This window comes from Streptomyces sp. NPDC000134, from assembly GCF_042899225.1.
Taxonomy (GTDB): domain Bacteria; phylum Actinomycetota; class Actinomycetes; order Streptomycetales; family Streptomycetaceae; genus Streptomyces.
Genome location: NZ_JBIAZN010000020.1, coordinates 25,298 through 51,449, shown reverse-complemented (window position 1 = coordinate 51,449; position 26,152 = coordinate 25,298). Strand labels below are relative to the sequence as shown.

The following is a 26,152-nucleotide window of genomic DNA, read 5'->3' as shown; positions in this document are numbered from 1 at the left end:
TCTCCACGTCTTCGGGGATTCTTCGAAAAGCCTAGGTACGCGGTGCCCGTCCCGCTTGCTCCGTCGGACGGCCCGCCGTGCGGTGACGCTCGACACACCATATCGCGATGTATCGTGTGTCACAACGAACTTCCTCGAACGAGTGACGTCGCGGCCCCCGGCCCACGGCACGGCACCGGGCCCGCGCCCGCGCCCCGCGAGCGCTTGGCGCCTGGTACTCAGCGCCCTAGCGCATGACCGTGTAGCCCGCGTCCCGCAGGGCCCGGCCGACCTCGACGCAGTGCTCGGGGCCCTTCGTCTCCAGATGCAGTTCGACCTCCGCCTCCGTGAGCCCGAGCCGTGGGTCGGTCCGGACGTGGCTCACATCCAGGACGTTAGCGTCGACCACTGACAACACCCCGAGAAGCGTGGCGAGGGCGCCCGGCCGGTCCGTGAGCCGCAGCCGTACGGCCAGGTAGCGGCCCTGCGCGGCCATACCGTGCCGCAGCACGCCCTGCATCAGCACCGGGTCCACGTTGCCCCCGGACAGCACCGCCACCACCGGCCCCGCGAAGGCGCCGGGCTCGGCCAGCAGCGCCGCGACGGGGCTGGCCCCGGCCGGCTCCACCACCAGCTTGGCCCGCTCCAGGCAGAGCAGCAGCGCCGCGGACAAATGGTCCTCGCTGACCGTGCGGACCTCGTCGACCAGGGCGCCGACGATCCCGAACGGCACGTCGCCGGGCCGCCCCACCCGGATGCCGTCGGCCATCGTCGCGGGCCGCTCCACCGAGACCGGCCGCCCGGCCGCCAGCGACGGCGGGTACGCCGCGGCGCCCTCCGCCTGCACGCCCACCACCCGCACGTCCGGCCGCAGCGCCTTCACCGCGACGGCGATCCCGGCCGCCAGTCCCCCGCCGCCGACGCCCACCACGATCGTGCGGACCTCGGGGCACTGCTCCAAGATCTCCAGACCCACGGTGCCCTGCCCCGCGATGACGTCCGCGTGGTCGAAGGGGTGGATGAACACCGCGCCCGTCCGCCGCGCGTACTCCTGCGCGGCGGCCAGCGTCTCGTCCACCACCTGGCCGTGCAGGCGCACCTCGGCCCCGTACTCCCGGGTCGCGCTGATCTTGGGCAGCGGGGCGCCCTTCGGCATGAACACCGTCGCCCGCACGCCCAGCAGCGACGACGCCAGGGCCACGCCCTGCGCGTGGTTGCCCGCGCTGGCCGCGACCACACCGGCGGCCCGCTCCTCCGGCAGCAGCCCGGCGATCCGCACGTAGGCGCCGCGCAGCTTGAACGAGCCCGTCCGCTGGAGGTTCTCGCACTTGAGCAGCACCGGGGCGCCGACCAGCGCGGACAGGTGCCTGCTGCCCTCCATGGCGGTCACCCGCGCCACGCCCGAGAGCATCTTCTGGGCTCCCCGCACGTCGTCGAGGGTGACGGACCGCAAGGAGTCAGCCGTGCCGTAGCTCATGACACCAGCATCGCAGTTCACGGCGGGCGGCGACGGTGGCGACCAACGTCCGAGACCGGCTTTGCGCAGCGCCGGTACGCCCCGCCGCCGGGCCGCGTACCCTGTCCCCCAACCAGCAGCCCTCCACGAAGTGAGCCTCCGGCCATGCCCACAACACCTGAAATGTCGATGGACATGACGACCGCCGGTGAACCCGGTCTCCTCGACACGCTCCAGCACGAGGTAGCGGTGTTCGCCCGCCGTGCCGAACAGACCCGGCTCGGCGGCGTCGGGCAGGTGCGCAACTCCATGGACCGCGCCGCGTATCTGCTGCTCAACCGCCTCGACAAGGAGGGCCCGATGGGCGTCAAGGCCCTCGCCTCCAGCATGGGCATCGACTCCTCGACGGTCACCCGGCAGGTCGCCCCGCTCGTCGACACCGGACTGGTCAAGCGGACCTCGCACCCCGAGGACGGGCGGGCCGTCGTCCTGCAACTGTCCCCGCGCGGGGTGTCGCGCCTTGAGGAGGTGCGCTCCTCCCGGCGTCAGTTGATGGCCGAGCTGACCCACGACTGGGCGCCGGAGGAGCGCGAGGCGTTCTGCGCGCTCCTCACGCGCTTCAACGGCGCCCTGTCCGCCCGTATGGCCCCGCAGGGGGCCGGCCCGGACGGGTCCTCCGCCTCCTGATCCCGCTCCACCCCCCCGCTCCACCCCCGCGCACGCACGCGTGCCTCCTGATCCTGCTTCTTTTCTCGCGCACGCGTACACGCGCGTGCGCGAGTACCGATGTCCTCCCGGCCCTTGACCGGTGGCGGGCCCCTGGCCTCATATGAGAGCGGGTGGGATCGCCTTCACGCGGGAGGCGCGGTGCGCGGACGGCAGGCGTCGCGGGAGGCCCGCCGGGCCCGGGAGTTCGAGGCGTTCGTCGCGGGCGCGGCAGGGCGGCTGCTGCATGCCGCCACCCTGCTCACGGCCGAGGCGCCGGACGACGATCCGCGTGCGCGGCGGCTGCTGACGCTCGCCCTGGCCCACACCTACGCCGGGTGGGACCGGCTGCGCGGCGAGGACCCGTACGACTGTGCCCGCCGGCACCTGGCCGCCCGCTTCGCGCGGGAGGTCTGGCAGCACCGGGGCGGCTTCGGCCGCCCCCGGCACCGGCCCGCCGGTCCGCTGGCCGCCCTCGCCCCGCAGGAGCGCCTGGTCGTGGTGCTGCGGCTGTACGAGGGGGTCGCCGAGGAGCAGGCGGCGGCCCTGCTGGGGCTCGCCCCGGAGCGCGTCAGGGCGGTCTGCGACCGTGCCGTCGCGATCCTCCTCCACCCGCCGCCGGTCCCGGTGCCGGCGCCCACGCGGGCGTGGGGCGCGGTGTCGGGAGGCTGACCGGACCGGGGCGGGGAGGCGGATGTGAACCGGACACAGCGGGAGGCGGCGGCGCGGCGGCTCATGGAGCAGTCGCCGCCGCGGGTGCCGCCCGACCTGTGCGCGCAGGCCGTCCGGCGCGGCGACCGCGTGCTGCGCCGCAGGGCCCTGGCCCGCCGTGTGCTGTGGCTGCTGCTGCTCGCGGCGGCCGTGGCGTTCACCGTGTGGGCGCTGACCGTCCAGCCGTGGGCACGCCCGCCCTCGGAGACGACCCCGCCTTCGACCGGCTGGTGAACACCGGCCGCTGTCCGGCCGGTGAACAGCGGCCGGCTGATCCGGCGCCGGCCGGCGCCCGACCGGCCCGGCGCCCACGGCCCGCCCGGCGGACAGCCCGCTCCGGCGCCGGTCCGGCCGCCGCCGTCGTACCGGTCGGCCGGCCGTCCGTCGTACCGGTCGGCTAGCCCAGGGCCTGCCGCAGGTCCTCCAGCAGGTCGTCGACGTTCTCGATGCCCACCGACAGGCGTACCAGGTCGGCCGGGACCTCCAGGGCCGAACCGGCCGCGGAGGCGTGGGTCATCCGGCCGGGGTGCTCGATCAGCGACTCGACACCGCCCAGGGACTCGCCGAGGGTGAACACCTTCGCGCGGTTGCACACCTCGACGGCGGCCTGCTCGCCGCCCTCGACCCGGAAGGAGATCATCCCGCCGAACGCCCGCATCTGCTTGGCGGCCGTCTCGTGCCCGGGGTGGTCCGGCAGCCCGGGGTACAGGACGCTCGTCACGCGCGTGTGCCGGGTGAGCATGTCGGCGACCTTGGTGGCGTTCTCGCTGTGCCGGTCCATGCGCACCGCGAGGGTCTTGGTGCCGCGCAGCACCAGCCAGGAGTCGAAGGGCCCGGCGATCGCGCCCATCGCGTTCTGGTGGAACGCCAGTTCCTCACCGAGGGCGGGGTCGGCGACGATCAGCGCACCGCCGACGACGTCCGAGTGGCCGCCCATGTACTTGGTGAGCGAGTGCACGACGACGTCCGCGCCGAGGGCCAGCGGCTGCTGGAGGTACGGCGTGGCGAAGGTGTTGTCGACGACGAGCCGGGCCCCGGCGTCGTGGGCGACCTGGGCGACGGCGGCGATGTCGGTGATGCCGAGCAGCGGGTTGGAGGGGGTCTCCACCCAGACGGCCTTGGTCTTCGGGGTGAGCGCGGCCCGGACGGCGGCGGGGTCGGCGCTGTCGGCCACCGACCACTCCACGCCCCAGCGGGCGGCGACCTTGGCGAAGAGGCGGAACGTGCCGCCGTAGGCGTCGTTGGGGATGACCACGTGGTCGCCGGGGCTGAGCAGCGTGCGCAACAGGCAGTCCTCGGCCGCCAGTCCGGACGCGAAGGCGAGGCCGCGGCGCCCGCCCTCCAGCGCGGCGAGGTTCTCCTCCAGCGCGGTACGGGTCGGGTTGGCGCTGCGGCTGTACTCGTAGCCGCCGCGCAGGCCGCCGACGCCGTCCTGCTTGTAGGTCGACACCTGGTAGATGGGCGGGACGACCGCGCCCGTCCGCGGGTCGGCGGTGTTGCCCGCGTGGATCGCGAGCGTCTCGAAATGCTGACTGATGTGCCTGTCGCTCATGGACCCCGAGCGTAGTGCGCCGGGGCCGGTTCGCGCCGGGCACCGGCCCCGCCGGGCACCGGCCCCGGCGGGCACCGGCCCCGGCGGGGTTGTCCACAGGCACGGGCCGCAGGTTGGCCAATTGTCGGCGCGGTCTGGTTCGCTTGAGACATGGAAATTCTCTGGGTCCTGATGGCACTGGTCATGCTGGGCTTCGTGCTGCTCCCCCTCCTCAGGCGCAGGCGCGGCATGATCGAGCAGGTGCCGCCCGGACATCCGGACGCCGCGGACCCCGCGAACTACGGCTTCGCGCCCACCGAGGAGCTGGACATCCGGATGCCCGGCCCCGACCACGACCTGCTGGACGTCCTGGACCTGGTGCAGCGCACCCAGGACTACCGGGCGGCCCAGCAACTCCTGGCCGGCACGGAGGCGGCGGGCGAGCTGCGCTGGCAGCGGGTGCAGGCCTTCGCGGGCGCCGCGTCGCTGGAGCTGCGGCAGCGGCCGGGCGGGGTCGGCCAGCCGCCGGGCGGCCAGTGGCTGCGGGTGTGGCGGGCCGAGGCGCCGAAGGACGCGGGGGGCGCGGCGGTGCACGCCGAGTTCCTGGTGCAGCAGGCGTGGCGGACGGCGACGCCCGGTACGGACGAGTTCCGGATCATCATGGAGGAGGCGAGGTCGGCGTGCGGCGACGCGGCGCTGCTCGCCCCCGGGGACCCGGTGCCGTACATCGTGGAGCTGTCGGTGGCCCGCGGGCTGGGCTACCAGCGGGCGGAGTTCGAGCAGCTCTGGCTGAAGATCCTGGACCGCGCTCCGGCGCACATGGGGGCGCACCTGGCGGCGCTGCACTACTGGTGCGAGAAGTGGCACGGCTCGCGGGAGCTGGCGTACTCGTTCGCGGAGGCCGCGGCGGCCCGCGCGCCCCGGGGGTCGCTGCTGGCCGCGATGCCGCTGTTCGCGGTCTTCGAGCACCTTCCCGAGGTCAATCTGGTCAGCAGCTTCTACCAGAGCGAGGTGGTGACCAGGGCGATCCACGGCGCGCTGCACGCGGTGCACTCCGCCCGCCCCGACGACCCGATGCTGGCGCACGTCCGCCATCTGCTGGTCTTCTTCCTGGTCCGCGCCGAGCGCTGGTCGGAGGCGATGAACCAGCTCATACACATCGACGGGCACGTCGGCGCGCTGCCCTGGACCCTCTCCCCCGACCCGGCGGCGGAGTTCGCGGTGTACCGGGCCCTGGCGGTGGCGGGTTACGAGGCGAACGGCGGCAGCCCGGCGTCCCTGCCGCACTGAGCCGGGGCGGAATTCCGGCCGCCCCCCATACGTTGACCAGGGCGTCCCCCCGATTGGAGAGCGCATGTTCCTGCACAGCCGTACGCCTCAGATGCCGACCCCGGAGCAGGCGCTGCGCGGTCGCCCGGAGCCGGCGTACTCCGTCCCCGAGCGCCACACGGTCCTCGGCACCCCGCTGCTCGGCCCGTACCCGGAGGGCCTGGAGGTCGCCGACTTCGGCCTGGGCTGTTTCTGGGGGGCCGAGCGCAAGTTCTGGCAGCTTCCCGCGGGCGTCTTCACGACCCTGGTCGGCTACCAGGGCGGCTACACCGAGCACCCCACCTATGAGGAGGTCTGCTCGGGCCTGACCGGTCACACCGAGGCCGTCCGCGTGGTCTACGACCCGAAGGTGGTCTCCTACGACCACCTGCTGAAGACCTTCTGGGAGTCCCACGACCCGACCCAGGGCTTCCGGCAGGGCAATGACGTGGGCACCCAGTACCGCTCGGCGATCTACACCCACACCCCCGAGCAGGACGCCGCCGCCCGCGCCTCCCGCGAGGCGTACCAGCGGGTGCTGACCGCGTCCGGCCACGGCTCGATCAGCACGGAGATCCTCCCCTGCGAGGACCGCCCGTTCTACCCGGCCGAGGGGTACCACCAGCAGTACCTCGACAAGAACCCGGCGGGTTACTGCGGCATAGGCGGCACGGGCGTCTCCTGCCCCATCGGCGTGGCCCCGGCGCCGGAGACGGCGGGCGAGTAGCCCGCGCGCCGGGCCGCGTGCGGCGGCCCGGCGGGCTCGGCTGTCCGGCGGGCTCGGCTGTCCGGCGGTCCCGGGGCGTTCGAGCGCTCCGGGGCGGCGACAAATGCCGTGCGGGGGTGCGGGGCCGGTGGAGTTGACCCTCACCGCCCCGGCCCCCCGACCGCCCCGGCCCCCCGCCCGGCCCGTCAGCCGGCGTCCGCGAGGAGGGCGGTGGCGAGTTCGTCGGGCCGGGCGGCGAACGGGGAGTGGCTGCCGGGCAGTTCACGTACGGTGAACGGGTTGTCGGGCGTCACCGCGTCCGCCTCCGTGATCATCAGGTCCTGGAGCGCCGGCGTCACGGCCCGGTCCTCCGCCAGGCGGAGGAAGGTACGCGGAACGCGGCCCCACCGGTCGGCGGTCAGCTTCACGGGCGTGGTCGGGACCGCGAGGGGCAGGTCGGGGCTGAGGGCCAGGCGCCAGCGGGGGAACTCCTCGGCCGGGACGTCGTGGTAGTACGTCAGCCGCAGTTCCTCGACGTACGCGGGGTCCGGCGACAGGGGGTTGATCCGGAAGGCGCCCAGGGCCTCCACGTCACCGACGTGGAGGCCCTGGCGTCCGTCGGCAAAGGCCGCTTCCGGGGCGCCCAGGTAGTCGGCGAAGGACGGCCGGCCGGCCGGGACGGCGGCGGAGAGGTAGACGATCCGGTCGACGAGTTCCGGGGCGGTCTGCGCCGCGAGGGAGGCCGGCCCGCCGCCCGCGCTGTGGGCGACGAGGACGACCCTCCGGTAGTGGCGGCGGACCTCGGTCAGCGTGGTCAGGACCGTGGCCGCGCACTCCTCCGGGGTCACCCCCGCGAGCGCGGACTTCTCCGTGGCCAGCCCCGGCTGCCCGGGGAGCAGATAGCCGGCGGGCAGCGGCGCGTCGAAGCCGTGCCCCGGCAGGTCCAGCGCGACGCTCGCCGCGCCCCGGTGGGCCAGCGAGCGCTGGGTGGGGGCCCAGTGCCAGGAGGAGTGCCAGGCGCCGTGGACCAGGACGAACACGGTGCCGGGGGCGGAGGACGGGGAGTTCATGGGCGGACTTCACCTCGGCCGAAGAAGAAGCGGGAGGACAGGCGGCCCCAGTCCACCCGGCCGGTGCGCCCCGGGACAACGCCGATGCCCGAACGGGACGACGCGTGATAGCTCACGGCTATGGCCCTGGACCCCGGATTACGCTGAGGGTATGGAGGCACGTCATCTGCGGTACGCCCTCGCCGTCGCCGAGCACCAGCACTTCGGGCGGGCCGCGGCCTCGCTCGGCATCGCCCAGCCGTCGCTCTCCCGGCAGATCGCGGATCTAGAACGGGAGGTGGGCGAGCGCCTCTTCGACCGCACCCCGTCGGGTGTGTTCCCGACGGCGGCGGGGTCGGCGTTCCTGGTCCCGGCGCGGCGGGCGCTGTGCGAGATGTCCTCCGCGGTGGCCGAGGCGGGCCGGGCGGCGCGGGGCGAGGCGGGCAGGCTGCGGCTGGGGTTCATCGGCTCGGCGCTGCTGCGGTTCCTGCCGTCGGTGCTGACGCCGTTCCGGCGGGACCGTCCGGACGTACGGCTGGAGCTGCGCGAGATGTCGACGGCGCGCGGTTCCGCATGCCTGCTCGGCGGCGAGCTGGACCTGGTGATCGGCCGGGGCGCCCCGCGCGGGCCGGGCGCCGAGGGCCTGGTCTCCGTCACCGTCGGCCGGGACGACCTGGTCGCGGTGGTGGGCAGGGGCCACCCGTACGCCGGGATGCGCACGGTGACCGTGGAGCAGTTGGCCCGGCAGCATCTGATCGTGGCCTCAGCCGACGACGAACCGGCCGTCCGCGCGGGACTGCGGGCCCTGCTGGGCGCGGACGCCGCGGTCCTGGACACGGCCACCGAGGCGCGGGACCTGCGCACGATCATCGGTCTGGCCGGGTGCGGCGTCGGCATCGGTCTCGGCCCGTCCGGGATGCGCGCGGCCGGCCGGTCCGACACCTGGTTCTGCGAGGTCGCCCCGCGCACACCGCTGCCGGACCTGGTCATGTCCTACCGGGCGGACGACCGCTCACCGGTCCTCGCGGCGTTCCTCGACGAGGCGCGGCGCCGGGGGGACCTGCCGCGGTGACCGGCCGCCGGGGCGGCCACCGCCGACGGACGGCGGTGACCGGTCGCCCTGGTCGGCCACCGCGACGTCGGCGATGACCGGCTGCCCTGGTCGGCACCGCGGCCGACGGCGGTCACGGGCGCCGATGACCGGCCCGGTGCGTCCGTGACCGACGGCGAGCGGCGGGCGGCGACCGGCGGGCGACGCCCGGCCGCCCGCGCCAGCCCGCCCGCGCCAGCCCGTCCGCGTCAGATCGTCGCCGTGTCGATCACGAAGCGGTAGCGGACGTCGCTGTTCAGCACCCGCTCGTACGCCTCGTTGATCTCGGCGGCGGCGATCAGCTCGATCTCGGCGCCGATGCCGTGCTCGGCGCAGAAGTCCAGCATCTCCTGGGTCTCGGCGATGCCGCCGATCATCGAACCGGCGAGGGTCTTGCCGCCGCCGATCAGGGAGAAGAGGTTCAGCGAGACCGGCTCCTCGGGGGCGCCGACGTTGACCAGCGCGCCGCCGGTCTTCAGCAGGCCGAGGTAGGCGCCGAAGTCGAGGGGCGCGGAGACGGTGGAGACGATGAGGTCGAAGCCGCCGGCCAGCTCGGTGAAGGTGGCCTCGTCGCTGGTGGCGTAGTAGTGGTCGGCGCCCAGCTTCAGGCCGTCGTCCTTCTTGCGCAGCGACTGGGAGAGGACCGTCACCTCGGCGCCCAGGGCGTGCGCGATCTTGACGGCCATGTGGCCGAGGCCGCCCAGGCCGACGACGGCGACCTTCTTGCCGGGGCCGGCGCCCCAGCGCTTGAGCGGGGAGTACGTGGTGATGCCGGCGCAGAGCAGCGGGGCGGCGACGTCCAGGGAGAGCCCGTCGGGGATGCGGAGGGTGAACGCCTCGTCGACGACGACCTTCTCGGAGTAACCGCCGTAGGTGGGCTCACCGTCGTAGCCGACGGCGTTGTACGTGCCGATGTTCCCGCGCACGCAGTACTGCTCCTGGCCGGCCTCGCAGTTCTCGCACTCGCGGCAGGAGTCGACCATGCAGCCGACGCCGACGCGGTCGCCGACCTTGAACTTGGTCACGCCGGGGCCGACCTCGGAGACGACGCCCGCGATCTCGTGACCGGGGACCATCGGGAAGATGGCCTCGCCCCAGCCCTCGCGGGCCTGGTGGATGTCGGAGTGGCAGATGCCGGCGAACTTGATGTCGATCAGCACATCGTGCTCGCGGAGCGTGCGGCGCTCGATGGTGGTGCGCTCCAGGGGAGCCTTGGCGCTGGGGGCGGCGTAAGCGGCAACAGTCGTAGTCATGACCTTCAGTCTGCCTCTCACCAGCGGGTTTACCCAGGTCACCGCTTTGCGTACGTTCACTGGTCCTACTACTGAGGGGGACAGGCTCCTGGTGGTAGGAACGGGAATACTGGACACATGGACCACAGCCCCCTGTCCGAACCGCCACCCGGACCGCCGCCCGGACCGCCGCCCGGACCGCCCGCCGGCTCCCCGCCCGGCCCCCCGGACGACGAGCAGGCCGCCGGCCTCGACCGGCGTGCCGAGCTGAGCGAGTTCCTGCGCACCCGGCGGGCCAGGCTGAAGCCGGAGGACGTGGGGCTGCCGGCGCACGGCCGGCGCCGCCGGGTGCCGGGGCTGCGGCGCGAGGAGCTGGCGCAGTTGGCCGGGGTGTCGGTGGCGTACTACACGAAGCTGGAGCAGGGCAACGGGCGCAATGTGTCGGCGGAGGTGCTGGACTCGATCGGGCGCGCGCTGCGGCTGACCGACGCCGAGCAGGCCCACCTCACCCATCTGGCCGATCCGCGCCCGCAGCGCCGCAAGCACCGGATGCCCAAGCGGCAGCAGGTGCGGGGGTCGCTGAGACATCTGCTCGACTCGCTGGAGGGCGTGCCCGCCTACGTCGCCGGGGCGCGGTCGGACATCCTCGCCTGGAACCGGATGGCGGCGGCCCTGTTCGGCGACTGGGGCAGCCTGCCGGCCGGCGAGCGCAACTGGGCGCGGCTGACCTTCCTGCACCCCGGCTACCGGGAACTGTTCCTCGACTGGGACACCAAGGCGAGCGACATGGTCAGCTATCTCCGGCTGTACGCCGGTCAGCACGCGGAGGACCCCGACCTGTCGGCGCTGGTCGGTGAACTCTCCGTCAAGAGCGAGACGTTCCGCAGGCTGTGGGCCACGCACGACGTGAAGGAGAAGGGCCACGGCGTCAAGCGGATGCGGCACCCGCTGGTCGGCGACCTGACCCTGGCGTACGAGACGCTGCACCTGCCGGACGACGCGGAACAGTACCTCTGCGTCTACCACGCGGAACCGGGCTCGCCCTCCGCGGACGCCCTGCGCCTGCTGGCCAACTGGGGCACCGACGCGACGGCCGTACGGACAGCGTGACGACGACCGCGCGGACAAGCGTGACGACCTCGGTGCGGACGGCCTGACGACGACGGCACGGACGGCCTGCCGACCGTACCGGCGGCACCAGGGCCGGCCCCCGTGTGATCCCGCCGCGCAGGGGCACGCGTCCCGTGACGTCCGAGGCGCGGGAGGCCAGGTGTTCGAGGGGTTCGAGCTGACGCGGTGCGCGGGAGACGGCGCCCGACTGCGGGTACGGCACGGCGGCGGCGGCCCGCCGGTGCTGCTGCTGCACGGCCATCCGCGCACCCACACCACCTGGCACCGGGTCGCCCCGCTGCTCGTCGCGGCCGGTCACACCGTGGTCTGCCCGGACCTGCGGGGCTACGGCGCGTCCGAGAAGCCCCCGACCGACGCGCGGCACAGCCCGTACGCCAAGCGCGCCATGGCCGCCGACTGCCTCGCGGTCATGCGCCGCCTCGGGCACGACCGGTTCGCCGTCGTCGGACACGACCGGGGCGCGTACGTCGCCACCCGCCTCGCCCTGGACCACCCGGAGGCCGTGACCGCGGTCAGCGTGCTGGACGCGGTCCCCATCGGGGAGGCGCTGCGGCGCTGCGACGCGACGTTCGCCGCCAGTTGGTGGCACTGGTTCTTCCTGGGGCAGACCGACAAGCCCGCCGAACGGTTCATCAACGCCGACCCCGACGCCTGGTACCGGGCCACCCCCGAGCAGATGGGCGCCGAGTCGTACGAGGACTACCGGCGGGCCGTCCACGACCCCGCGACCGTGCACGCCATGTGCGAGGACTACCGGGCCGGCCTCGGGATCGACCGGGAGCACGACGAGGCCGACCGCCGGGCCGGCCGGCGCATCGGCGCCCCGCTCCAGGTGCTGTGGGCCACCCGCGACGACATGGCCGACCTGTACGGCGACGTGCTCGGGGTGTGGCGGGACTGGGCGGGCGGGCATCTGGAGGGCGGCCCGGTCGACTCGGGGCACCACCTGGCCGAGGACGCGCCCGAGGCGCTCGCCGCCGCCCTGCTCGGCTTCTGGCGGGACCGGACCTGACATGCCGACGGCCTGCCCGGAACCGGAGTCCCGGGCAGGCCGTCGGCCTGGGTCGGTCTGCGAGGAACCCGCGGTCTACTTGCCGTAGTAGGCGTTGTAGATCGAGATCGTCGACGTGTTCGCCTTCTTGTCGGTGATCTTGGCGCGGAAGGAGATGCCCTTGCCCTTCGCCGGGTTCTTCACGCTGATCTTGCCCTTGGTGACCGTGGTCTTCTTCCAGGTCTTGCCGGCGTCGTAGGAGACGTACACCGCCAGGGACTTGAGGTTCTTGCCCGCGGCGGCGCCCTCGACGGTGACCGGGATGGACGCCTTCTGACCGGCGGTCTTCTTGCCGTCCAGGGTGGTGGTCGCCGAGAAGCGGGCCGAGGAGACCGGCAGCTTGACCGGGTTGCTGACCTTCTTGGAGCGGAAGGTCCAGGAGGCGTCGACCCGGCTGGAGGCCGCGGCGACCTTCGCGGAGCGCTTGACCGAGGTGGTCAGCTTGTATTCCGCGTCACCGGACGGGACGGTGAACGCCTCGTCGCCGAACATCGGGTCGGTGTTGGAGCCGACCTTCTTGCCGTTGCGGTACAGGCTGGTGCTGGCCGAGCTGAACTCCGAGGAACCGGCGTGGCCCTTGCCGTCGGCGAACAGCGGCAGGTAGCCGGCGATCTCGTTGCCGTCCCGGAAGACGCCGTAGTCGGAGGTCAGACGCGGTCCGAAGACGGCCGAGTTGAAGGTCGTCGAGTAGGACTTGCCGGCCTGGTAGCGCTGGAGGTCCTCCAGCGTGTAGTACGCCTCGGAGATCGGGAAGTTGTCCTCGTCGACCCGCCCGCTGTACTGCTGGAAGGAGACGTCCCACAGGGCGCCGCTCCCGGTGGACAGGTGCAGGGTGCGGGTGCCGGGCAGGGACTGCGGGGCGGCGAAGTAGGAGCCGCCGAAGCTGTCCGGCAGGTAGGCGGACACGGAGACCGCGCCCTTCTTGCTGCCGCTCGCGGTGCTGCCCATGCCGACCTTCAGCGTGGCCAGTTCGCTCGCCTTGTAGGCGCGGGTGTAGCCGGTGGCGAGCTGCTTGACCGTGCCGCCGCTGGCGACGGCGTACTCCTCCTTGCCGCCCTTGGTCCAGTGGCCGTCCCACTGCTGGGCGACGGAGCCGTCGGTGACCTGCCCGCCGAGGTGCTTGGTGCGGAAGTTGTCGAAGGAGGCCAGCGCCCAGCCGAAGCCGTAGGCGCCGTCGCGGGTGGTCACCGAGAAGTCCGCCGAGGCGGAGACGGCCTTGGCGGCCTTGTCGGGCACGGTGACGGCCACCGGCTTCGCGGTCCGCCCGTCCAGGGTGACGGTGGTGTTCTTGGTGACGCTCAGCCGGGGCTGGGCCAGCCAGTCGGCGCCCTGGTACTTCTCCGGGTCCGGGGAGACGAAGATCGCGGAGTTGAGGACGTAGGAGCCCTTGGGGACGCGGACCGTGACGGTGCCGTCGGCGTCGAACGCGGGGAAGTACCGGTCGGCCGCGAGCCCGGTGATGCCGGTCAGGTCGGCGTCGTAGTTGGCGGCCGGCTTGCCGTCCCGGCCGATCACCTTGAGGGTGACGTCGTAGGACTCGACCTCGCGCTGCACGGTGGCGGCGGTGCGGACGTTCTGCCCGCCACCGGTCGCCGTCACGTACGCCGCGTACGCGCCGTCCTGCGTGCCCAGCCTGGTGTCGGCGCTGAGGTCCACGGAGGCCGTGCCGCCCGCCGGGACGGTGAGCTGGGAGGCGCCCAGCGAGAAGAAGCCGGCCGGGGCCGCGCCGCCCTTCGGGTCGGTGCCGGCGACGGACAGCTTCAGGGTGACGTCCTCGGTGCCGACGTTGCGGTACGTCAGGCCCTTGGACGCCGGGGTGTCGTCGGTGTGCGGCCACTGCTGCGTGCCGAGGTCGAGCGAGACCGGCTCGGCGAAGACGGTCTGGGCGATCGCCTTGTCGACCTGGATGCGGCCCGTGCCCTGCTGGAACGGCGTGTACTTGCCGCCCTTGGCGGAGCCGGTGAGGACGGCCTTCAGCTCGGCGCCGGACCAGTCCGGGTGCTGCTGCTTGAGCAGCGCCGCCGCGCCCGCGACGTGCGGGGTCGCCATCGACGTACCGGAGATGGTGACGTAGCCGGCCGGCTTCTCGCCGACCTCCTTGGCGATGACGCTGTTCTTCGCGGAGGCGGCGGTGATGTCGACGCCGGGCGCGGTGACGTCCGGCTTGATCTGGCCGTCCAGGCCGGGGCCGGTGCTGGAGAAGTCGGCGAGGACGTCCTTGTCGTCGACCGCGCCGACGGTGAGGGCCGAGGCCGCGCTGCCCGGGGAGCCGATGGTCCGGTCGCCCCACTCGCCCTCGTTGCCCGCGGCGATGGCGAACAGGATGCCCTTCTCGGCCGAGAGCTTGTTGACCTCGGCCTCCAGCGGGTCGATCTCCGGGGTGTCGCCGCCGCCGAGGCTGAGGTTGACGATGTCGGCGCCCTGCTCGGCCGCCCACTCCATGCCGGCCAGGATGCCGGAGTCGTCGCCGTAGCCGTCGTCGCTGAGCACCTTGCCGTTGAGCAGCTCGGCGCCCGGGGCCACGCCCTTGTACTTGGCGCCGGTGCCGGCCGCGATGGAGGCGACGTGCGTGCCGTGGCCGTACTTGTCGGTGGCGTCCGGCGAGACGGAGAAGTTCTTCGACGCCACGACCTGCTTCTTCAGGTCGGGGTGGGTGGTGTCGACGCCGGTGTCCAGGACGGCGATCTTCACGCCCTTGCCGTCGTAGCCGGCCGCCCACGCCTTGGGGGCGCCGATCTGCGGCACGGACTTGTCGAGGCTGGCCTTGCGGACGCCGTCGAGCCAGACGTGCGCGATGCCGGAGGCGGTCTTCTCCCCGTCGGTGACCGCGTCCCACAGCTCGGGCGTGTCCTGCTTCGGGGTCTGCACGGCGTCGGCGTTCAGCGACTTCAGGCTGCGGCGCAGGGTGCCGGCGTCGCGGACGTCGGCCTTGGCCGCCGCGGCACTGCCCCGGTAACCGACGATGACCTTCAGGCCGTTCTTCTGGGCCTTGCGGGTGCTGGCGCGGTTGAGTTCGGTGACGTCGAACAGGCGCCGGTCGAGCTTGCCCTCGGTGACCAGGCGGGCCGCGTCGGCCGGGATCACGAGGGTGTGGCCGTCGATGCGGCGGACCTCGGCGGGTATGTGCTCGCGTCCCTTCGCCCGCTCCAGGCCGGTGACCCGGCCCGAGGCGTCGACGACGACCCGGTCACCGGTGATCAGGGTGACCCGGTGCCCGGCCTTGAGCTGCTGGGACCGCGAGCTGTCGGCCGCCCGCTCCCCGGTGGCCGCGGCGGGCGCGGTCAGCCCGGCGGCGAGGGCCACGGCGGTCGCCGTGACCACCATGGCCGTACGGGCTCTCTTCACTTGTTTGCGCAAGGTTCCCCCCTAGCGGGTGCTCGGGCGCCGTTCGGCTCACCCGACCGGGGGTGGTCTCGTACGCGCGTGCGCGAACCCCCCGGAACACGCAGTATGCCGGGGGGTGATCGCGCGTCTCAATCGGATGAGAGCCTGGTGAGAGAACTGTCGGCCGGTTGTTACGTCGTCGCACGCACGCCGTTACGGGACCGACGGATTACGCCTGGGTGTTCTCCTTCACCGTGATCCGGCCCTTGCGGATCGTCGCCAGGCGCGGCGCCTTCCGCGCGATCGACGAGTCGTGGGTGACCATGATGAAGGTCAACCCCAGCTCCGCCCACATGCGTTCGAGTACGTCCATGATCTCGTCGCGCGTCGACTCGTCGAGGTTTCCGGTGGGTTCGTCGGCGAGCAGCACCTTGGGCTGCTTCACCAGCGCGCGGGCGATGGCGACGCGCTGCTGCTGGCCGCCGGACATCTCGCTCGGCAGATGCCCCAGCCGTTCGCCGAGCCCCACGGAGGCGAGCGCCTCGGCGGCCCGCTCGCGCCGCTCCTTGTTCTTCACCCCGAGCGGTACGAGGGCGGTCTCGACGTTCTCCTGGGCGGTGAGGGTCGGGATCAGGTTGAAGGACTGGAAGACGAAGCCGATGTTCTCGCTGCGGACCCGGGTGAGCCGGGCCTCGGGCAGCCTGGCCAGGTCGGTGCCGTCGAGGCTGATCTCGCCGGAGGTCGGCCGGTCCAGCGCGCCCAGCATCTGCAGCAGCGTGGACTTGCCGCCGCCGGTGGGGCCCTGGATGACGAGCCGGTCGCCGTCGGGGATGGTGAGGTCGATGCCGTCGAGGGCGTCGACGGTGTCCTTGCCGCGGGTGTAGCGCTTGGTGACGCCGCTGAGTTCGTACATGGTCCGGCTCCTGGGGGAACGTTCAAGGATGGTGCTGGGGGGGCGGCGGGGTGCTACTCGACCCGGCGCAGGGCGTCCGCCGGGCGCAGCCGGGAGGCACGCCAGCCGCCGAAGCCGCCCGCGACCAGCCCGCCGGCCACGGCGAGGAGGACGGCGAGGGCGATGGTGGTGAGGCTGACCGGCGCGGTCAGGGAGACCTCCAGGGTCTTGGCGGCCGTCTGCCGGCCGGGGCCGCCCATGCCGCCGGGCCCGCCGGTGCCGCCGCCCGAGCCGCCGCCGAGCTGGGCCTGGAGGCCGGGGCTGACCGCGGTGACGACGTACGCGCCCGCGAGGCCCAGCGCGATGCCGAGGACGCCGCCGACCAGGCCGTTGACCACGGCCTCGCCGACCACCTGCCGGGTCACCCGGCCGGACTTCCAGCCGAGCGCCTTCAGGGTGCCGAACTCGCGCACCCGGCGGGAGACGGCGGCGGAGGTGAGCAGCCCGGCGACCAGGAACGCGGCGACCAGGACCACGACGGAGAGCCACTTGCCGACGCTGGTGGCCAGCGAGGAGGCGGTGGACAGGGAGCCGGAGACGGTGTCGGCGAGGTCGGCGGAGGTGGTGACCGTGGTCCCCGTGATGTGCCGCTGTATCTCCGACTTGACGCTGTCGATCCGCTGCGAGTCGGTGGCCTGGACGTAGATCGTGGTGACCTTGTCCTCGACGTCGCCGAGGGTCTGGGCCTGCTCCAGCGGGATGTAGAGGTTGGCGGCGGCGTCCCCGCTGTCGGCGGTGGCGATGCCGATGACCTTGTACTCGCTGCCCTTCACGGTGACCGTGGAGCCGGTCTTGAGCTTCTTCTCCTTGGCGTACGCCGAGTCGGCGACGGCGACCTTCGCGTCGGTCTCGGACGCCTTGAAGGTGCGGCCACTGGTGATCTTGGAGGAGGTCAGCGGGCCGAGGTCGGGTTCGGTGACGTCGGTGCCGTAGACGGAGTAGCTGTTGACGTCGAAGTCCGCACCGCCGCCCTTGACCTCGCCCTGCGGGGCGGACTGGCCGCCGGGGCCGCCCTGGCCGCCGTCCGCGCCGCCCTGCTGGAACCGGCCGCGCGTGAACTCGCCGCTGACCTTCATGACTTGCAGGCTGAGACCGCCGACCGCGTCGGCCACGCCGTCCTGGTCGGAGACCTTGCCGACGGTGGAGGCGGCCAGCGTCTGGAAGCCCTGGACCATGACGCGGTCGCTGGACTGCTCCTCGTCGGAGTCGCCGTCCTTGGCGTCGAACTGGAACCGCGGCCGCTCGCCCTGCCCGGTGCCGCCGGCCGGCGCGGCCTTGGTGACGGTCATGTCGGTGCCGAGGCCGTACAGCGACTGCAGGACCTTGTCCTGGGCCCTGCCCATCCCGGCGGACACCGAGTCGACCACGATGACCAGCGCGATGCCCAGCGCGAGGCCGGCGGCGACGACGAGCGCCGCCTTTCTGCGGCGGCGCAGCTCGCGCCTCAGGTAGGTGAAGAACATGGCCGAAAACTAGGGTCGCCTCGTGATGGCGGCATAAGCCCTGGATAAGAGGCGGATGAGAAGATCGAAAACCGGAAAGCCGCCGCCCGCCCCGAGGGGCGGACGACGGCTTTCGGACAGCGAGCGGGCCGGACCGGCGTCAGGCGGCCGAGCCCGCCTTCCACTGGGCCCAGTCCATGTTCCAGCCGTTGAGGCCGTTGTCCGGGGCGATGGTCTTGTCGCCGGTGTTCTTCACGACCACGACGTCACCGATGAGCGAGTGGTCGTAGAACCAGGCGGCCGGCGTGTTCGGGTCGTTGGCGCCCTTGGTGTCCGACAGGCCGACGCAGCCGTGGCTGGTGTTGACGCTGCCGAAGATGGACTTGGCGCCCCAGTAGTTGCCGTGGACGAAGGTGCCGGAGGTGCTCAGGCGCATGGCGTGCGGTACGTCCTTGATGTCGTACTCGCCTTCGCCGTCGTCGTCGGTGAAGCCGACCGTCGCGCCGTTCATCCGGGTCTCCTTGAACTTCTCGGAGATCACCATCTGGCCTTCGTAGGTCTTGTTCTCGGGGGAGCCGGCGGAGATCGGGATGGTCTTGACGGTCTTGCCGTCCTGCGTGACCTTCATCTGCTTGGTCTGCGCGTCGACGTAGGTGACCTGGTTGCGGCCGATCTTGAAGGTGACCGTCTTCTGCTGGACGCCGTAGACGCCCTCGGCTCCCTCGACACCGTCGAGCGCGAGCTTGAGGGTGACGGTCGAGCCTTCCTTCCAGTAGTCCTCCGGGCGGCAGTCCATGCGGTTGGCGTTGAACCAGTGGCAGACGACCTCCTGGCCGCTGCTGGAGCTGACGGTGACGCCCTTCTGGACGGCGGCCTTGTCGGTGATCGCCTTGTCGAAGTTGATCGAGACCGGCATGCCGACGCCGACGGTGGCACCGTCGTCCGGAGTGAAGGTGCCGATGAAGCTGTTGTCCGGGGAGACGGTGGTGAACGACGCGTTCTCGTGGGCGACGCGGCCCTCGGAGTCCTTCGCGGACGCCGCCAGCTTGTAGGTGGTGGCCCGCTCCAGTTGGACGCTGGGCTGCCAGCTCGTCCGGTCGGCGGATATCTCGCCCTTGACCTCGGTGCCGTCCGAGGTGGTCATCTTCACCTCGGAGAGCGTGCCCTTGGTCACCTTGACGGTGGCGGAGTTGTTGATGGAGGCGTTGGACGAGCCGTCCTTGGGAGTGATCTTGATCTGGGCCTCGGAGGTCTTCTCGGCCGCCGCCTTGTCGACCTGGGCCTGGGAGGACTCGCCACCGCCCCCGGCGCCGCCGTCGTCGCCGCCCGAACAGGCCGAGAGCACCAGCACCCCGCCGAGCAGTGCGGACGCGGCCACCAGGCCCTTGCGCCGCTTACTGTTCGTCATCACACGCTTCTCCATCGCTACTGATTCCCGAACCCGAGATTCCCCGACAAGACGTTCAACGCTACGACCGGTTCGTCCCGTTCCACATGGCCATCAGGTGTGGGGCACACCACGTCGGCCCCGGCTGATCCGGTGGCACGGGTGTCGGTCAGTGCGCAGGGTGAGACGACGAAACCCCGGGTGGCGGTTGCCGCCCGGGGTCACGTTTTCCCCAAAGCGCGTCAACCCACCGTCGTTTCCTCGCCGTCTTCCTCGGCTACCGCGTCATCATCCTCGTCCAGGTCCCAGTCCGGCGAATCGGGGTCGCGGCCGACGCGCTCGGCGCTCCACGACGCCTGGCGCAGTTCCACCCCCGGCACCTCGCTGACCAGGTCGAACGGGTCGACGAGATGGGCGAGGGCCTCCGCGGTGTCCGCCGTCACGGTGCCCTCGGCACGGGCCCGCTCGGCGTCCGGCAGGCCCTCCTCGCCGGCGATCCGCTCCAGGGCGGCGGCGGTGACCGCCTCCTCGTTCCCGACTTCCAGCACGAGTTCCACACGAACCCGTACAAAGCGTGATGTCTCCGGAGTACTCATGCCCGGAGCGTACGGCGGTCCGCTCCCGTGACTTTCCCGTGACCCGCGCCTTTCACTAACATCCCCCCACACGGCCAATTCGCCAGCGCCACAAGGGGATCGATATTCCGTGTCATCCGCTCGCCGTCCGTTGCTGACCGCCGCCGCAGCGGGCTCTCTGCTGTGTGCCCTGTGGTTCGTCCCGTCCGCCAACGCGACCCCGGAGACCTCGGCGGGAGACACCCCCTCCGCGGCCCCGTCTCCCCAGGTCACCGAGCAGGCCAGGCCCGCCGTCGGGGACCCGGCGGCGGTCGGCGGGGGTACCCGGCTGGCCGACACCGGCAGCTTCGACAGCACGCCGTACGTGATCGGGGGCACGGCCTTCCTCTCCCTGGGGGCCGGGTTCGTCGCGTATTCGGTCCGCCGCGAACGGCTGGGTTTCTGACGGTTTTTCGAGGTCTTTGCTTTTCTTGACGGACTTTTGACTCGGGGTGGCCGGGCGCGACCGGTGCCGCCCCCGACTCCGGGCGGCGCCCCCCTACGGCGCGTGCCGTCCCCGGAAGCGCCGGCGCTCCCCGTCGCCCTCCCCCGACGGCTGGTCCGCGAGGCGTACGACGGGGTCCTCGGGGCCCTCGCGGCCGGCGACGACCGGGCGGTCGGTGCCCTCGGCCTTGGCGCGGTACTGGGCGGCGTCCGCGAGCCGGAACAGCCGGCGCGCGCAGTGCACCGGCCCGATCGGGTCGGCGGTGGACGCCACCCCGCAGGCCACCCCGTCGCCCAGCTCCAGCTCGCCGGCCCGGCGGCACAGCTCCCGGGCCGCCCGGACCACGGCGTCGGCGGGCGGGCCCACCGCGAGCAGGCAGAACTCGTCGCCGCCGAGCCGCGCCGCGAGCGCGCCCGGCAGCATCGCGCCGCACAGCGACAGCACCGACCCGAACCGTTCCAGCAGCCGGTCGCCGACGGCGTGCCCGTGGGTGTCGTTGACCCGCTTGAGGCCGTTGAGGTCGCAGACGACGAGGCTGACGGTCACCCCGTCGCGGCGGTGCCGCTCGACGGCCTCGTCCAGGCGGGCGTCGACGGCACGGCGGTTGGCCAGGCCGGTCAGCGCGTCGGTGAACGCCAGTTGCCTGACCTCCTCCAGCCGCTCGGTCTGGGCGATGCCGGCGGCGACCACCGAGGCCAGGACGGTGGCGAAGTCGGCGTCGCCCCGGCCGAAGACGGGCTCGCCGACCGGCCGGGCCACGTACAGCTCGCCCCAGGCGCGGCCGTGCAGCACGATCGGGGCGACCACACAGCAGCCGCGCCCCCGGCGGCGCAGCGCGGCGACGCGCTGATGGACGTAACCGGGCCGCCCGGCCGCGGGGCCCTCGGCCGTCTCGACCCAGGCGTCGGGCTCGCCGCCGCCGGCCCAGCGTTCGTGCAGGAACTCGGTGATCTCGGCGAACTGGTGCACCGGGTAGGACTCGTCGTCCGGGAACTCCTCCTCGCCCGCGGCCAGCTCCCCGACGTTGACCAGGACCCGCAGCCGGCCCAGCTCCCGCTCCCACACCGACAGGGCCGCGAAGCCGCCGCCCAGCGCGCGGCACGCGCCGAGGGCCGCCGCGCGCCACGCCCCACGCGAGCTGTGCGCCGCCGCCATGCCCTGCGCCAGCGCGACGACGGCCGCGAGGCGTGCATCCTCACCCATCACTCCAGGCTAGGGAGATTCGGGACGAACGCGGACATTAAGCGGGCGAACGGGGTCGAAGCCCGCAGGCGACCGGGCTTCGACCGGAAGGGCGGGAGGGCGTCACTCCCCCGGCCACTGCGGCGGGCGCTTGTCGTTGAAGGCCGCGACGCCCTCCGCCCGGTCCCCGGAGAACGCCACCGCGCGCCAGGCCGCGTCCTCGACCTCCAGGCCGGCCCGCAGGTCCAGCCCCTGTCCGAGCCGCAGCGCCCGCTTGGCGGCGCGCAGGCCGACCGGGGAGTTCGCGGCGATCCGGTCGGCCAGCGCCAGCGCCTCCTCCCGGTCCCGGCCCTCGTCCACCAGGTGGTCGACGAGGCCCAGCTCACGCGCCTCCTCGGCGGCCACCCGCCGGGCCGTGAAGACCAGCTCGGCGGCGCGGGCGGCCCCCACCCGGCGGGGCAGCAACTGGGTGCCGCCGCCCCCGGGGATCACCCCCACGGACACCTCGGGCAGCCCCACCACCGCCGTGCGGTCGGCCACGATCAGGTCGCAGGACAGGGCCAGCTCGAAGCCGCCGCCGAGGGCGAAGCCGTGCACGGCCGCGACCGCCGGCACCGGCAGCTCCAGTACGCCGGTGTACGCGGCCCGGGTCACCGGCCGCTGCCGCAGCAGGTCGGCGTCGCTGAAGGAGTTCCGCTCCTTGAGGTCCGCGCCGACGCAGAAGGCCCGCTCATGGGTCGAGGTCAGCACCACCACCCGGACGGACGGATCGATGCCGAGCGCCGCGCAGGCCGCGGTGACGGACCGGGCCATCGCGGTCGAGACGGCGTTCATGGCCTTGGGCCGGTCCAGGACGAGTTCCGCCACGTGTCCCGCCCCGTGCCGCCGCACCAGCACGAACTCCCCGTACCGCTCCTCGCTCATGACACCCTCCCGGTTAACGCGGGTTAACAGCCTGTCCGCCCCGATCATCGCAGCCGGGAGCGGCCCGGGAAAGGCCGGGCAGGCCCTAGAGGCCGGTGCCGCGCCGGGTGAGCAGCCAGGGTTCGACCACGCCGAGGCCGCGCACCGGGCGCTGCCACATCGGCTGGAGCGCGAAGCGGTACGCGGGCGGCGCCTCGCCCTCCTTCTCCGCGGCGGCGGCCTCCTCGGCGGCCGCCGCCTCGGAGGCGGGGGCGTCACCGGTGCGGATCAGCTCCTCGGCGAAGGCGGTGTCCACGAGCACGGCGTCCCGGGGAGCTATCGAGGTGAGCCGGGAGGCCAGGTTGACGGTGGTGCCGAAGACATCGCCCATTCGGGTGGTGACCGTGCCGAAGGCCATGCCGACCCGCAGTTCCGGCATGGTCTCGTCGCCCGCCATGGTCTCGATCAGCCGCAGGGCGATCTCGGCGGCCGTGCCCGCGTCGTCGGCGGCGTACAGCACCTCGTCGCCGAGGGTCTTGACCAGGCGCCCGCCGCGGGCGGCGATCAGGTCGGCGGCGGTGGTCTCGAAGGCTTCGACCAGCTCGCCCAGCTCCTCCTCCTCCATGCGGCGGGTCAGCCGGGTGAAGCCGACCAGGTCCGCGAAGCCGACCGCGAGCCGCCGGTCGACCATCTCCTCGTCGTCGGTGGCCTGCACGACCCGCCCGGCCGAGGCGGCGAGCTGGCGCCGCCAGACGTAGACGAGGAACTCCTCCAGCTCCGGCAGGAGCAGCTCGACGATCGGGTACGTGACCTCGGTGCGGGTCATGCCGGGCTCGGGGGGCTCGGTCAGGCCCTCCAGGAAGGAGTCCATCTGCCACTCGGCCAGCCGGGCGGTGGTCTGCCCGGTGGACCGGGCCACCTGCACCGCCATGGCCTCGCTGAGCAGCCCCGCCTCCACCAGACCGGCCAGCCGCCGCAGCGCCAGGACGTCGGCCTCGGTGAGCGCCTTGGCCTGCCCGATGTCGGCGAAGCCCATGGCCCGCCAGAAGCGGGAGGCCAGTTCCATGGAGACACCCGCGCTGCGGGCCGCCTGGAAGGGGGTGTAGCGGCGCTCGGCCCCGAGGATCAGCCCTTCGAGGCGCAGCGCGAGCGGGTCGTCGGCGGGGTCGGCGGGCTCGTCCACCCGGCCGTCCCCGTCCGCGCCGGAGCCCGTGTCGTCGACGGTCACGCCTGCTGCCCTTCCGATCTGCCGCGGTCAGGTATCGACCGGCCCCAACTTTACGTTAGCTGTGGGCCAGCTCACTTCCCCGAGCCCCGTGCCGACCCCCGGACCGGACGCGACGGACGATGCGCTGCCGCCCCCTACCGCCCCCTGCCGCCCCCTAGGCCGGCCGCAGGTGGACGATGTCACCGGCGCCGACCGGCCGCTGCACGCCCTCGGCCGTGGCCAGGACCAGGCGGCCGTCGCCGTCGACGGCCACCGCCTCGCCGGTCAGGGAGCGGTCGCCCGGCAGCTCCGCCCGTACCGTCCGGCCGAGCGTCGCGCAGCCCGCGGCGTACGCCTCCTGCAGGCCCGACGGGCCCGGGTCGCCGTCCGCCGCGCGCCAGCGGCCGTACCACTCCTCCAGCGAGCGCAGCACCCCGCGCAGCAGCGTGTCCCGGTCGGTGCTGACCGCGCCGGCCAGGGCGAGGGAGCCGGCCGTGGGGACGGGCAGCTCGGCGGCGCGCAGGGTGACGTTGATGCCGACGCCGACGACCACGCCCGCGTCGCCGGCCCGCTCGGCGAGGATGCCGCCGGCCTTGCGCTCCTCGCCGCCGACGGTGACGAGGAGGTCGTTGGGCCACTTCAGGGCGGTGTCGACGCCGGCCGCGCGGGACAGTCCGGTGGCCACCGCGACCCCGGTGAGCAGCGGCAGCCAGCCCCAGCGGGCCACCGGGACCGCGCCGGGCGCGAGCAGCACCGAGAAGAACAGGCCCGAGCGGGCCGGCGCGGTCCACCGCCGGTCCAGGCGGCCCCGGGCGGCGGTCTGCTCCTCGGCGACCAGGACGGCGCCCTCCCCGGCCCGGCCCTCGGCGGCCCGCGCCACCAGGTCGGAGTTGGTGGAGCCGGTCCGCCGCACCACCTCCACGTCCGTCCACAGCCCGCCCGCCCGGACCAGGCCGCGCCTCAGGGCGGCGCCGTTGAGGGGCGGACGGTCCAGGTCGGACCACATGCTGCGGTCGCTGGCTGCGTCATCTCGGTCAGTCATGCAAGCCACCCTAGGTGTGGCAAACGCCGCACTGCCGATCGGTAGGCACCCCACTACGCTGCGGATGAGTATCCGTCCCCCCTTTTGAGCAGGCAGGGAGCCGCATCCCGATGTCCGAACCGGAACAGCAGCAGCCTGACATCCACACGACCGCGGGCAAACTCGCGGACCTGCGGCGCCGTATCGAGGAAGCGACGCACGCCGGTTCGGAACGCGCCGTGGAGAAGCAGCACGCCAAGGGCAAGCTGACGGCCCGTGAACGGATCGACCTCCTTCTGGACGAGGGGTCGTTCGTCGAGCTGGACGAGTTCGCCCGGCACCGCTCCACCCACTTCGGCCTGGACGCCAACCGCCCGTACGGCGACGGTGTCGTCACCGGCTACGGCACCGTCGACGGCCGCCCGGTCGCCGTCTTCTCCCAGGACTTCACCGTCTTCGGCGGCGCCCTCGGCGAGGTCTACGGCCAGAAGATCGTCAAGGTGATGGACTTCGCGCTGAAGACCGGCTGCCCGGTCATCGGCATCAACGACTCCGGCGGCGCCCGCATCCAGGAGGGCGTCGCCTCGCTCGGCGCGTACGGCGAGATCTTCCGCCGCAACACCCACGCCTCCGGTGTGATCCCCCAGATCAGCCTGGTGGTCGGCCCCTGCGCGGGCGGCGCGGTCTACTCCCCCGCGATCACCGACTTCACGGTGATGGTCGACCAGACCTCGCACATGTTCATCACCGGTCCCGACGTGATCAAGACCGTCACCGGCGAGGACGTCGGCTTCGAGGAGCTGGGCGGCGCCCGCACCCACAACGCCGTCTCCGGCGTCGCCCACCACATGGCCGGCGACGAGAAGGACGCCATCGAGTACGTCAAGCAGTTGCTGTCGTACCTGCCGTCCAACAACCTCTCCGAGCCGCCCGCCTTCCCCGAGGAGACCGACCTCGCGGTCACCGACGAGGACCGCGAGCTGGACACGGTCGTCCCGGACTCGGCGAACCAGCCCTACGACATGCACACGGTCGTCGAACACGTCCTGGACGACGCCGAGTTCTTCGAGACCCAGCCGCTGTACGCGCCGAACATCCTCACCGGCTTCGGCCGGGTGGAGGGCCGCCCGGTCGGTGTCGTCGCCAACCAGCCGATGCAGTTCGCCGGCTGCCTGGACATCACCGCCTCCGAGAAGGCCGCCCGCTTCGTCCGCACCTGCGACGCCTTCAACGTCCCCGTGCTCACCTTCGTGGACGTCCCCGGCTTCCTGCCCGGCGTCGGCCAGGAGCACGACGGCATCATCCGGCGCGGCGCCAAGCTGATCTACGCCTACGCCGAGGCGACCGTCCCCCTGATCACGGTCATCACCCGCAAGGCGTTCGGCGGCGCGTACGACGTGATGGGCTCCAAGCACCTGGGCGCCGACCTCAACCTGGCCTGGCCCACCGCCCAGATCGCCGTGATGGGCGCCCAGGGCGCGGTCAACATCCTGCACCGCCGCACCATCGCCGAGGCCGAGGACCCCGAGGCGACCCGCGCCCGGCTGATCCAGGAGTACGAGGACACCCTCCTCAACCCGTACGTCGCCGCCGAACGCGGTTACGTCGACGCGGTGATCCTGCCGTCCGACACCCGGGCCCACATCGTGCGCGGGCTGCGTCAGTTGCGGACCAAGCGGGAATCCCTCCCTCCGAAGAAGCACGGCAACATCCCCCTGTAAGGAGC

23 protein-coding genes are annotated in these 26,152 nt (G+C 73.0%); 10 read left to right on the top strand and 13 right to left on the bottom strand.

The window, feature by feature from the left end:
• Window positions 1-226: 226 nt before the first annotated feature.
• Window positions 227-1,456: a threonine ammonia-lyase gene (gene ilvA, locus ACFY32_RS26675; protein ID WP_359199917.1), complete on the bottom strand. Its 1,230-nt coding sequence runs from the start codon at window positions 1,454-1,456 to the stop codon at window positions 227-229.
• Between the two features lie 162 nt (window positions 1,457-1,618).
• Here ilvA and ACFY32_RS26670 point away from each other — a divergent pair, with 162 nt between their 5' ends.
• From ACFY32_RS26670 to ACFY32_RS26660, 3 genes are all read left to right on the top strand, one after another.
• The gene (locus tag ACFY32_RS26670) at window positions 1,619-2,122 is read left to right on the top strand and encodes a MarR family transcriptional regulator (RefSeq protein ID WP_359200065.1); all 504 of its coding nucleotides are present in this window, start codon (window positions 1,619-1,621) and stop codon (window positions 2,120-2,122) included.
• A 180-nt stretch (window positions 2,123-2,302) separates the two neighbouring features.
• Window positions 2,303-2,812 carry an RNA polymerase subunit sigma-70 gene (locus tag ACFY32_RS26665; RefSeq protein WP_359199914.1) on the top strand — a complete coding sequence of 170 codons (510 nt, stop codon included), beginning with the start codon at window positions 2,303-2,305 and terminating at the stop codon, window positions 2,810-2,812.
• A 24-nt stretch (window positions 2,813-2,836) separates the two neighbouring features.
• On the top strand, window positions 2,837-3,085 hold the full coding sequence (locus ACFY32_RS26660) for a hypothetical protein (protein ID WP_359199911.1): 249 nt from the start codon (window positions 2,837-2,839) through the stop codon (window positions 3,083-3,085).
• A gap of 163 nt (window positions 3,086-3,248) precedes the next feature.
• On the opposite strand, the gene ACFY32_RS26655 is transcribed toward ACFY32_RS26660, so the two are convergent.
• Window positions 3,249-4,403: a cystathionine gamma-synthase gene (locus tag ACFY32_RS26655; RefSeq protein WP_359199909.1), complete on the bottom strand. Its 1,155-nt coding sequence runs from the start codon at window positions 4,401-4,403 to the stop codon at window positions 3,249-3,251.
• Between the two features lie 150 nt (window positions 4,404-4,553).
• Between ACFY32_RS26655 and ACFY32_RS26650 the strand changes: the two genes are divergently transcribed.
• Both ACFY32_RS26650 and msrA read left to right on the top strand, forming a co-directional pair.
• Window positions 4,554-5,672, top strand: coding sequence for a hypothetical protein (locus tag ACFY32_RS26650; protein WP_390675442.1), 1,119 nt, complete (start codon window positions 4,554-4,556; stop codon window positions 5,670-5,672).
• Window positions 5,673-5,736: 64 nt separating this feature from the next.
• Window positions 5,737-6,417 carry a peptide-methionine (S)-S-oxide reductase MsrA gene (msrA, locus tag ACFY32_RS26645; protein WP_359199904.1) on the top strand — a complete coding sequence of 227 codons (681 nt, stop codon included), beginning with the start codon at window positions 5,737-5,739 and terminating at the stop codon, window positions 6,415-6,417.
• 185 nt (window positions 6,418-6,602) lie between these two features.
• Here the strand turns inward: msrA and ACFY32_RS26640 are convergent, their stop codons facing one another.
• Window positions 6,603-7,466, bottom strand: coding sequence for an alpha/beta hydrolase (locus ACFY32_RS26640; RefSeq protein WP_390675441.1), 864 nt, complete (start codon window positions 7,464-7,466; stop codon window positions 6,603-6,605).
• Window positions 7,467-7,617: 151 nt separating this feature from the next.
• Between ACFY32_RS26640 and ACFY32_RS26635 the strand changes: the two genes are divergently transcribed.
• Entirely contained in the window at window positions 7,618-8,517 is a 900-nt protein-coding gene (locus ACFY32_RS26635; protein WP_390675440.1) for a LysR family transcriptional regulator, read from the top strand.
• Window positions 8,518-8,744: 227 nt separating this feature from the next.
• Here ACFY32_RS26635 and ACFY32_RS26630 read toward each other — a convergent pair whose 3' ends face one another.
• Complete coding sequence (locus tag ACFY32_RS26630; protein WP_390675439.1) at window positions 8,745-9,788, bottom strand: NAD(P)-dependent alcohol dehydrogenase; 1,044 nt, start codon at window positions 9,786-9,788, stop codon at window positions 8,745-8,747.
• A 117-nt stretch (window positions 9,789-9,905) separates the two neighbouring features.
• On the opposite strand from ACFY32_RS26630, the gene ACFY32_RS26625 reads away from it, so the two are divergent.
• Together ACFY32_RS26625 and ACFY32_RS26620 are read left to right on the top strand one after the other, a co-directional pair.
• On the top strand, window positions 9,906-10,877 hold the full coding sequence (locus tag ACFY32_RS26625) for a helix-turn-helix domain-containing protein (protein ID WP_390675438.1): 972 nt from the start codon (window positions 9,906-9,908) through the stop codon (window positions 10,875-10,877).
• Window positions 10,878-11,037: 160 nt separating this feature from the next.
• Entirely contained in the window at window positions 11,038-11,910 is an 873-nt protein-coding gene (locus tag ACFY32_RS26620) for an alpha/beta hydrolase (RefSeq protein ID WP_359199889.1), read from the top strand.
• A gap of 75 nt (window positions 11,911-11,985) precedes the next feature.
• Here the strand turns inward: ACFY32_RS26620 and ACFY32_RS26615 are convergent, their stop codons facing one another.
• The 5 genes from ACFY32_RS26615 to ACFY32_RS26595 all read right to left on the bottom strand — a co-directional run bounded on the left by ACFY32_RS26615 (window position 11,986) and on the right by ACFY32_RS26595 (window position 19,602).
• On the bottom strand, window positions 11,986-15,273 hold the full coding sequence (locus ACFY32_RS26615; RefSeq protein ID WP_359199886.1) for a S8 family peptidase: 3,288 nt from the start codon (window positions 15,271-15,273) through the stop codon (window positions 11,986-11,988).
• Between the two features lie 229 nt (window positions 15,274-15,502).
• Complete coding sequence (locus tag ACFY32_RS26610; RefSeq protein WP_359199883.1) at window positions 15,503-16,186, bottom strand: ABC transporter ATP-binding protein; 684 nt, start codon at window positions 16,184-16,186, stop codon at window positions 15,503-15,505.
• 53 nt (window positions 16,187-16,239) lie between these two features.
• Window positions 16,240-17,688 carry an ABC transporter permease gene (locus ACFY32_RS26605; protein WP_390675437.1) on the bottom strand — a complete coding sequence of 483 codons (1,449 nt, stop codon included), beginning with the start codon at window positions 17,686-17,688 and terminating at the stop codon, window positions 16,240-16,242.
• 139 nt (window positions 17,689-17,827) lie between these two features.
• Window positions 17,828-19,075 carry an Ig-like domain-containing protein gene (locus ACFY32_RS26600; protein ID WP_359199877.1) on the bottom strand — a complete coding sequence of 416 codons (1,248 nt, stop codon included), beginning with the start codon at window positions 19,073-19,075 and terminating at the stop codon, window positions 17,828-17,830.
• 221 nt (window positions 19,076-19,296) lie between these two features.
• Entirely contained in the window at window positions 19,297-19,602 is a 306-nt protein-coding gene (locus ACFY32_RS26595; protein WP_390675436.1) for a hypothetical protein, read from the bottom strand.
• A 157-nt stretch (window positions 19,603-19,759) separates the two neighbouring features.
• Between ACFY32_RS26595 and ACFY32_RS26590 the strand changes: the two genes are divergently transcribed.
• On the top strand, window positions 19,760-20,074 hold the full coding sequence (locus ACFY32_RS26590; RefSeq protein WP_359199871.1) for an LPXTG cell wall anchor domain-containing protein: 315 nt from the start codon (window positions 19,760-19,762) through the stop codon (window positions 20,072-20,074).
• A gap of 93 nt (window positions 20,075-20,167) precedes the next feature.
• Here ACFY32_RS26590 and ACFY32_RS26585 read toward each other — a convergent pair whose 3' ends face one another.
• The 4 genes from ACFY32_RS26585 to ACFY32_RS26570 all read right to left on the bottom strand — a co-directional run bounded on the left by ACFY32_RS26585 (window position 20,168) and on the right by ACFY32_RS26570 (window position 24,447).
• Window positions 20,168-21,316, bottom strand: a complete 1,149-nt coding sequence (locus ACFY32_RS26585; RefSeq protein ID WP_359199868.1) for a sensor domain-containing diguanylate cyclase — start codon at window positions 21,314-21,316, stop codon at window positions 20,168-20,170.
• A 102-nt stretch (window positions 21,317-21,418) separates the two neighbouring features.
• Window positions 21,419-22,219, bottom strand: a complete 801-nt coding sequence (locus tag ACFY32_RS26580; protein ID WP_390675435.1) for an enoyl-CoA hydratase/isomerase family protein — start codon at window positions 22,217-22,219, stop codon at window positions 21,419-21,421.
• 85 nt (window positions 22,220-22,304) lie between these two features.
• Window positions 22,305-23,426 carry an adenylate/guanylate cyclase domain-containing protein gene (locus tag ACFY32_RS26575; RefSeq protein WP_390675434.1) on the bottom strand — a complete coding sequence of 374 codons (1,122 nt, stop codon included), beginning with the start codon at window positions 23,424-23,426 and terminating at the stop codon, window positions 22,305-22,307.
• Between the two features lie 154 nt (window positions 23,427-23,580).
• A complete protein-coding gene (locus ACFY32_RS26570; RefSeq protein ID WP_390675433.1) occupies window positions 23,581-24,447 on the bottom strand; it encodes a biotin--[acetyl-CoA-carboxylase] ligase in 867 nt (288 codons plus the stop codon).
• Between the two features lie 110 nt (window positions 24,448-24,557).
• On the opposite strand from ACFY32_RS26570, the gene ACFY32_RS26565 reads away from it, so the two are divergent.
• Complete coding sequence (locus tag ACFY32_RS26565) at window positions 24,558-26,147, top strand: acyl-CoA carboxylase subunit beta (protein ID WP_359199857.1); 1,590 nt, start codon at window positions 24,558-24,560, stop codon at window positions 26,145-26,147.
• The last annotated feature ends 5 nt before the right edge of the window (window positions 26,148-26,152 follow it).

Bases quoted from the DNA above. Each gene is read 5' to 3' on its own strand.
- ACFY32_RS26570 (WP_390675433.1), bottom strand. From the start codon at position 24,447: ATGACTGACCGAGATGACGCAGCCAGCGACCGCAGCATGTGGTCCGAC.
- ACFY32_RS26635 (WP_390675440.1), top strand. From the start codon at position 7,618: ATGGAGGCACGTCATCTGCGGTACGCCCTCGCCGTCGCCGAGCACCAG.
- ACFY32_RS26655 (WP_359199909.1), bottom strand. From the start codon at position 4,403: ATGAGCGACAGGCACATCAGTCAGCATTTCGAGACGCTCGCGATCCAC.
- ilvA (WP_359199917.1), bottom strand. From the start codon at position 1,456: ATGAGCTACGGCACGGCTGACTCCTTGCGGTCCGTCACCCTCGACGAC.
- ACFY32_RS26630 (WP_390675439.1), bottom strand. From the start codon at position 9,788: ATGACTACGACTGTTGCCGCTTACGCCGCCCCCAGCGCCAAGGCTCCC.
- ACFY32_RS26615 (WP_359199886.1), bottom strand. From the start codon at position 15,273: ATGGTGGTCACGGCGACCGCCGTGGCCCTCGCCGCCGGGCTGACCGCG.
- ACFY32_RS26610 (WP_359199883.1), bottom strand. From the start codon at position 16,186: ATGTACGAACTCAGCGGCGTCACCAAGCGCTACACCCGCGGCAAGGAC.
- ACFY32_RS26585 (WP_359199868.1), bottom strand. From the start codon at position 21,316: ATGGGTGAGGATGCACGCCTCGCGGCCGTCGTCGCGCTGGCGCAGGGC.
- ACFY32_RS26600 (WP_359199877.1), bottom strand. From the start codon at position 19,075: ATGACGAACAGTAAGCGGCGCAAGGGCCTGGTGGCCGCGTCCGCACTG.
- ACFY32_RS26670 (WP_359200065.1), top strand. From the start codon at position 1,619: ATGTCGATGGACATGACGACCGCCGGTGAACCCGGTCTCCTCGACACG.
- ACFY32_RS26640 (WP_390675441.1), bottom strand. From the start codon at position 7,466: ATGAACTCCCCGTCCTCCGCCCCCGGCACCGTGTTCGTCCTGGTCCAC.
- ACFY32_RS26605 (WP_390675437.1), bottom strand. From the start codon at position 17,688: ATGTTCTTCACCTACCTGAGGCGCGAGCTGCGCCGCCGCAGAAAGGCG.
- ACFY32_RS26580 (WP_390675435.1), bottom strand. From the start codon at position 22,219: ATGAGCGAGGAGCGGTACGGGGAGTTCGTGCTGGTGCGGCGGCACGGG.
- ACFY32_RS26625 (WP_390675438.1), top strand. From the start codon at position 9,906: ATGGACCACAGCCCCCTGTCCGAACCGCCACCCGGACCGCCGCCCGGA.
- ACFY32_RS26650 (WP_390675442.1), top strand. From the start codon at position 4,554: ATGGAAATTCTCTGGGTCCTGATGGCACTGGTCATGCTGGGCTTCGTG.
- ACFY32_RS26565 (WP_359199857.1), top strand. From the start codon at position 24,558: ATGTCCGAACCGGAACAGCAGCAGCCTGACATCCACACGACCGCGGGC.
- msrA (WP_359199904.1), top strand. From the start codon at position 5,737: ATGTTCCTGCACAGCCGTACGCCTCAGATGCCGACCCCGGAGCAGGCG.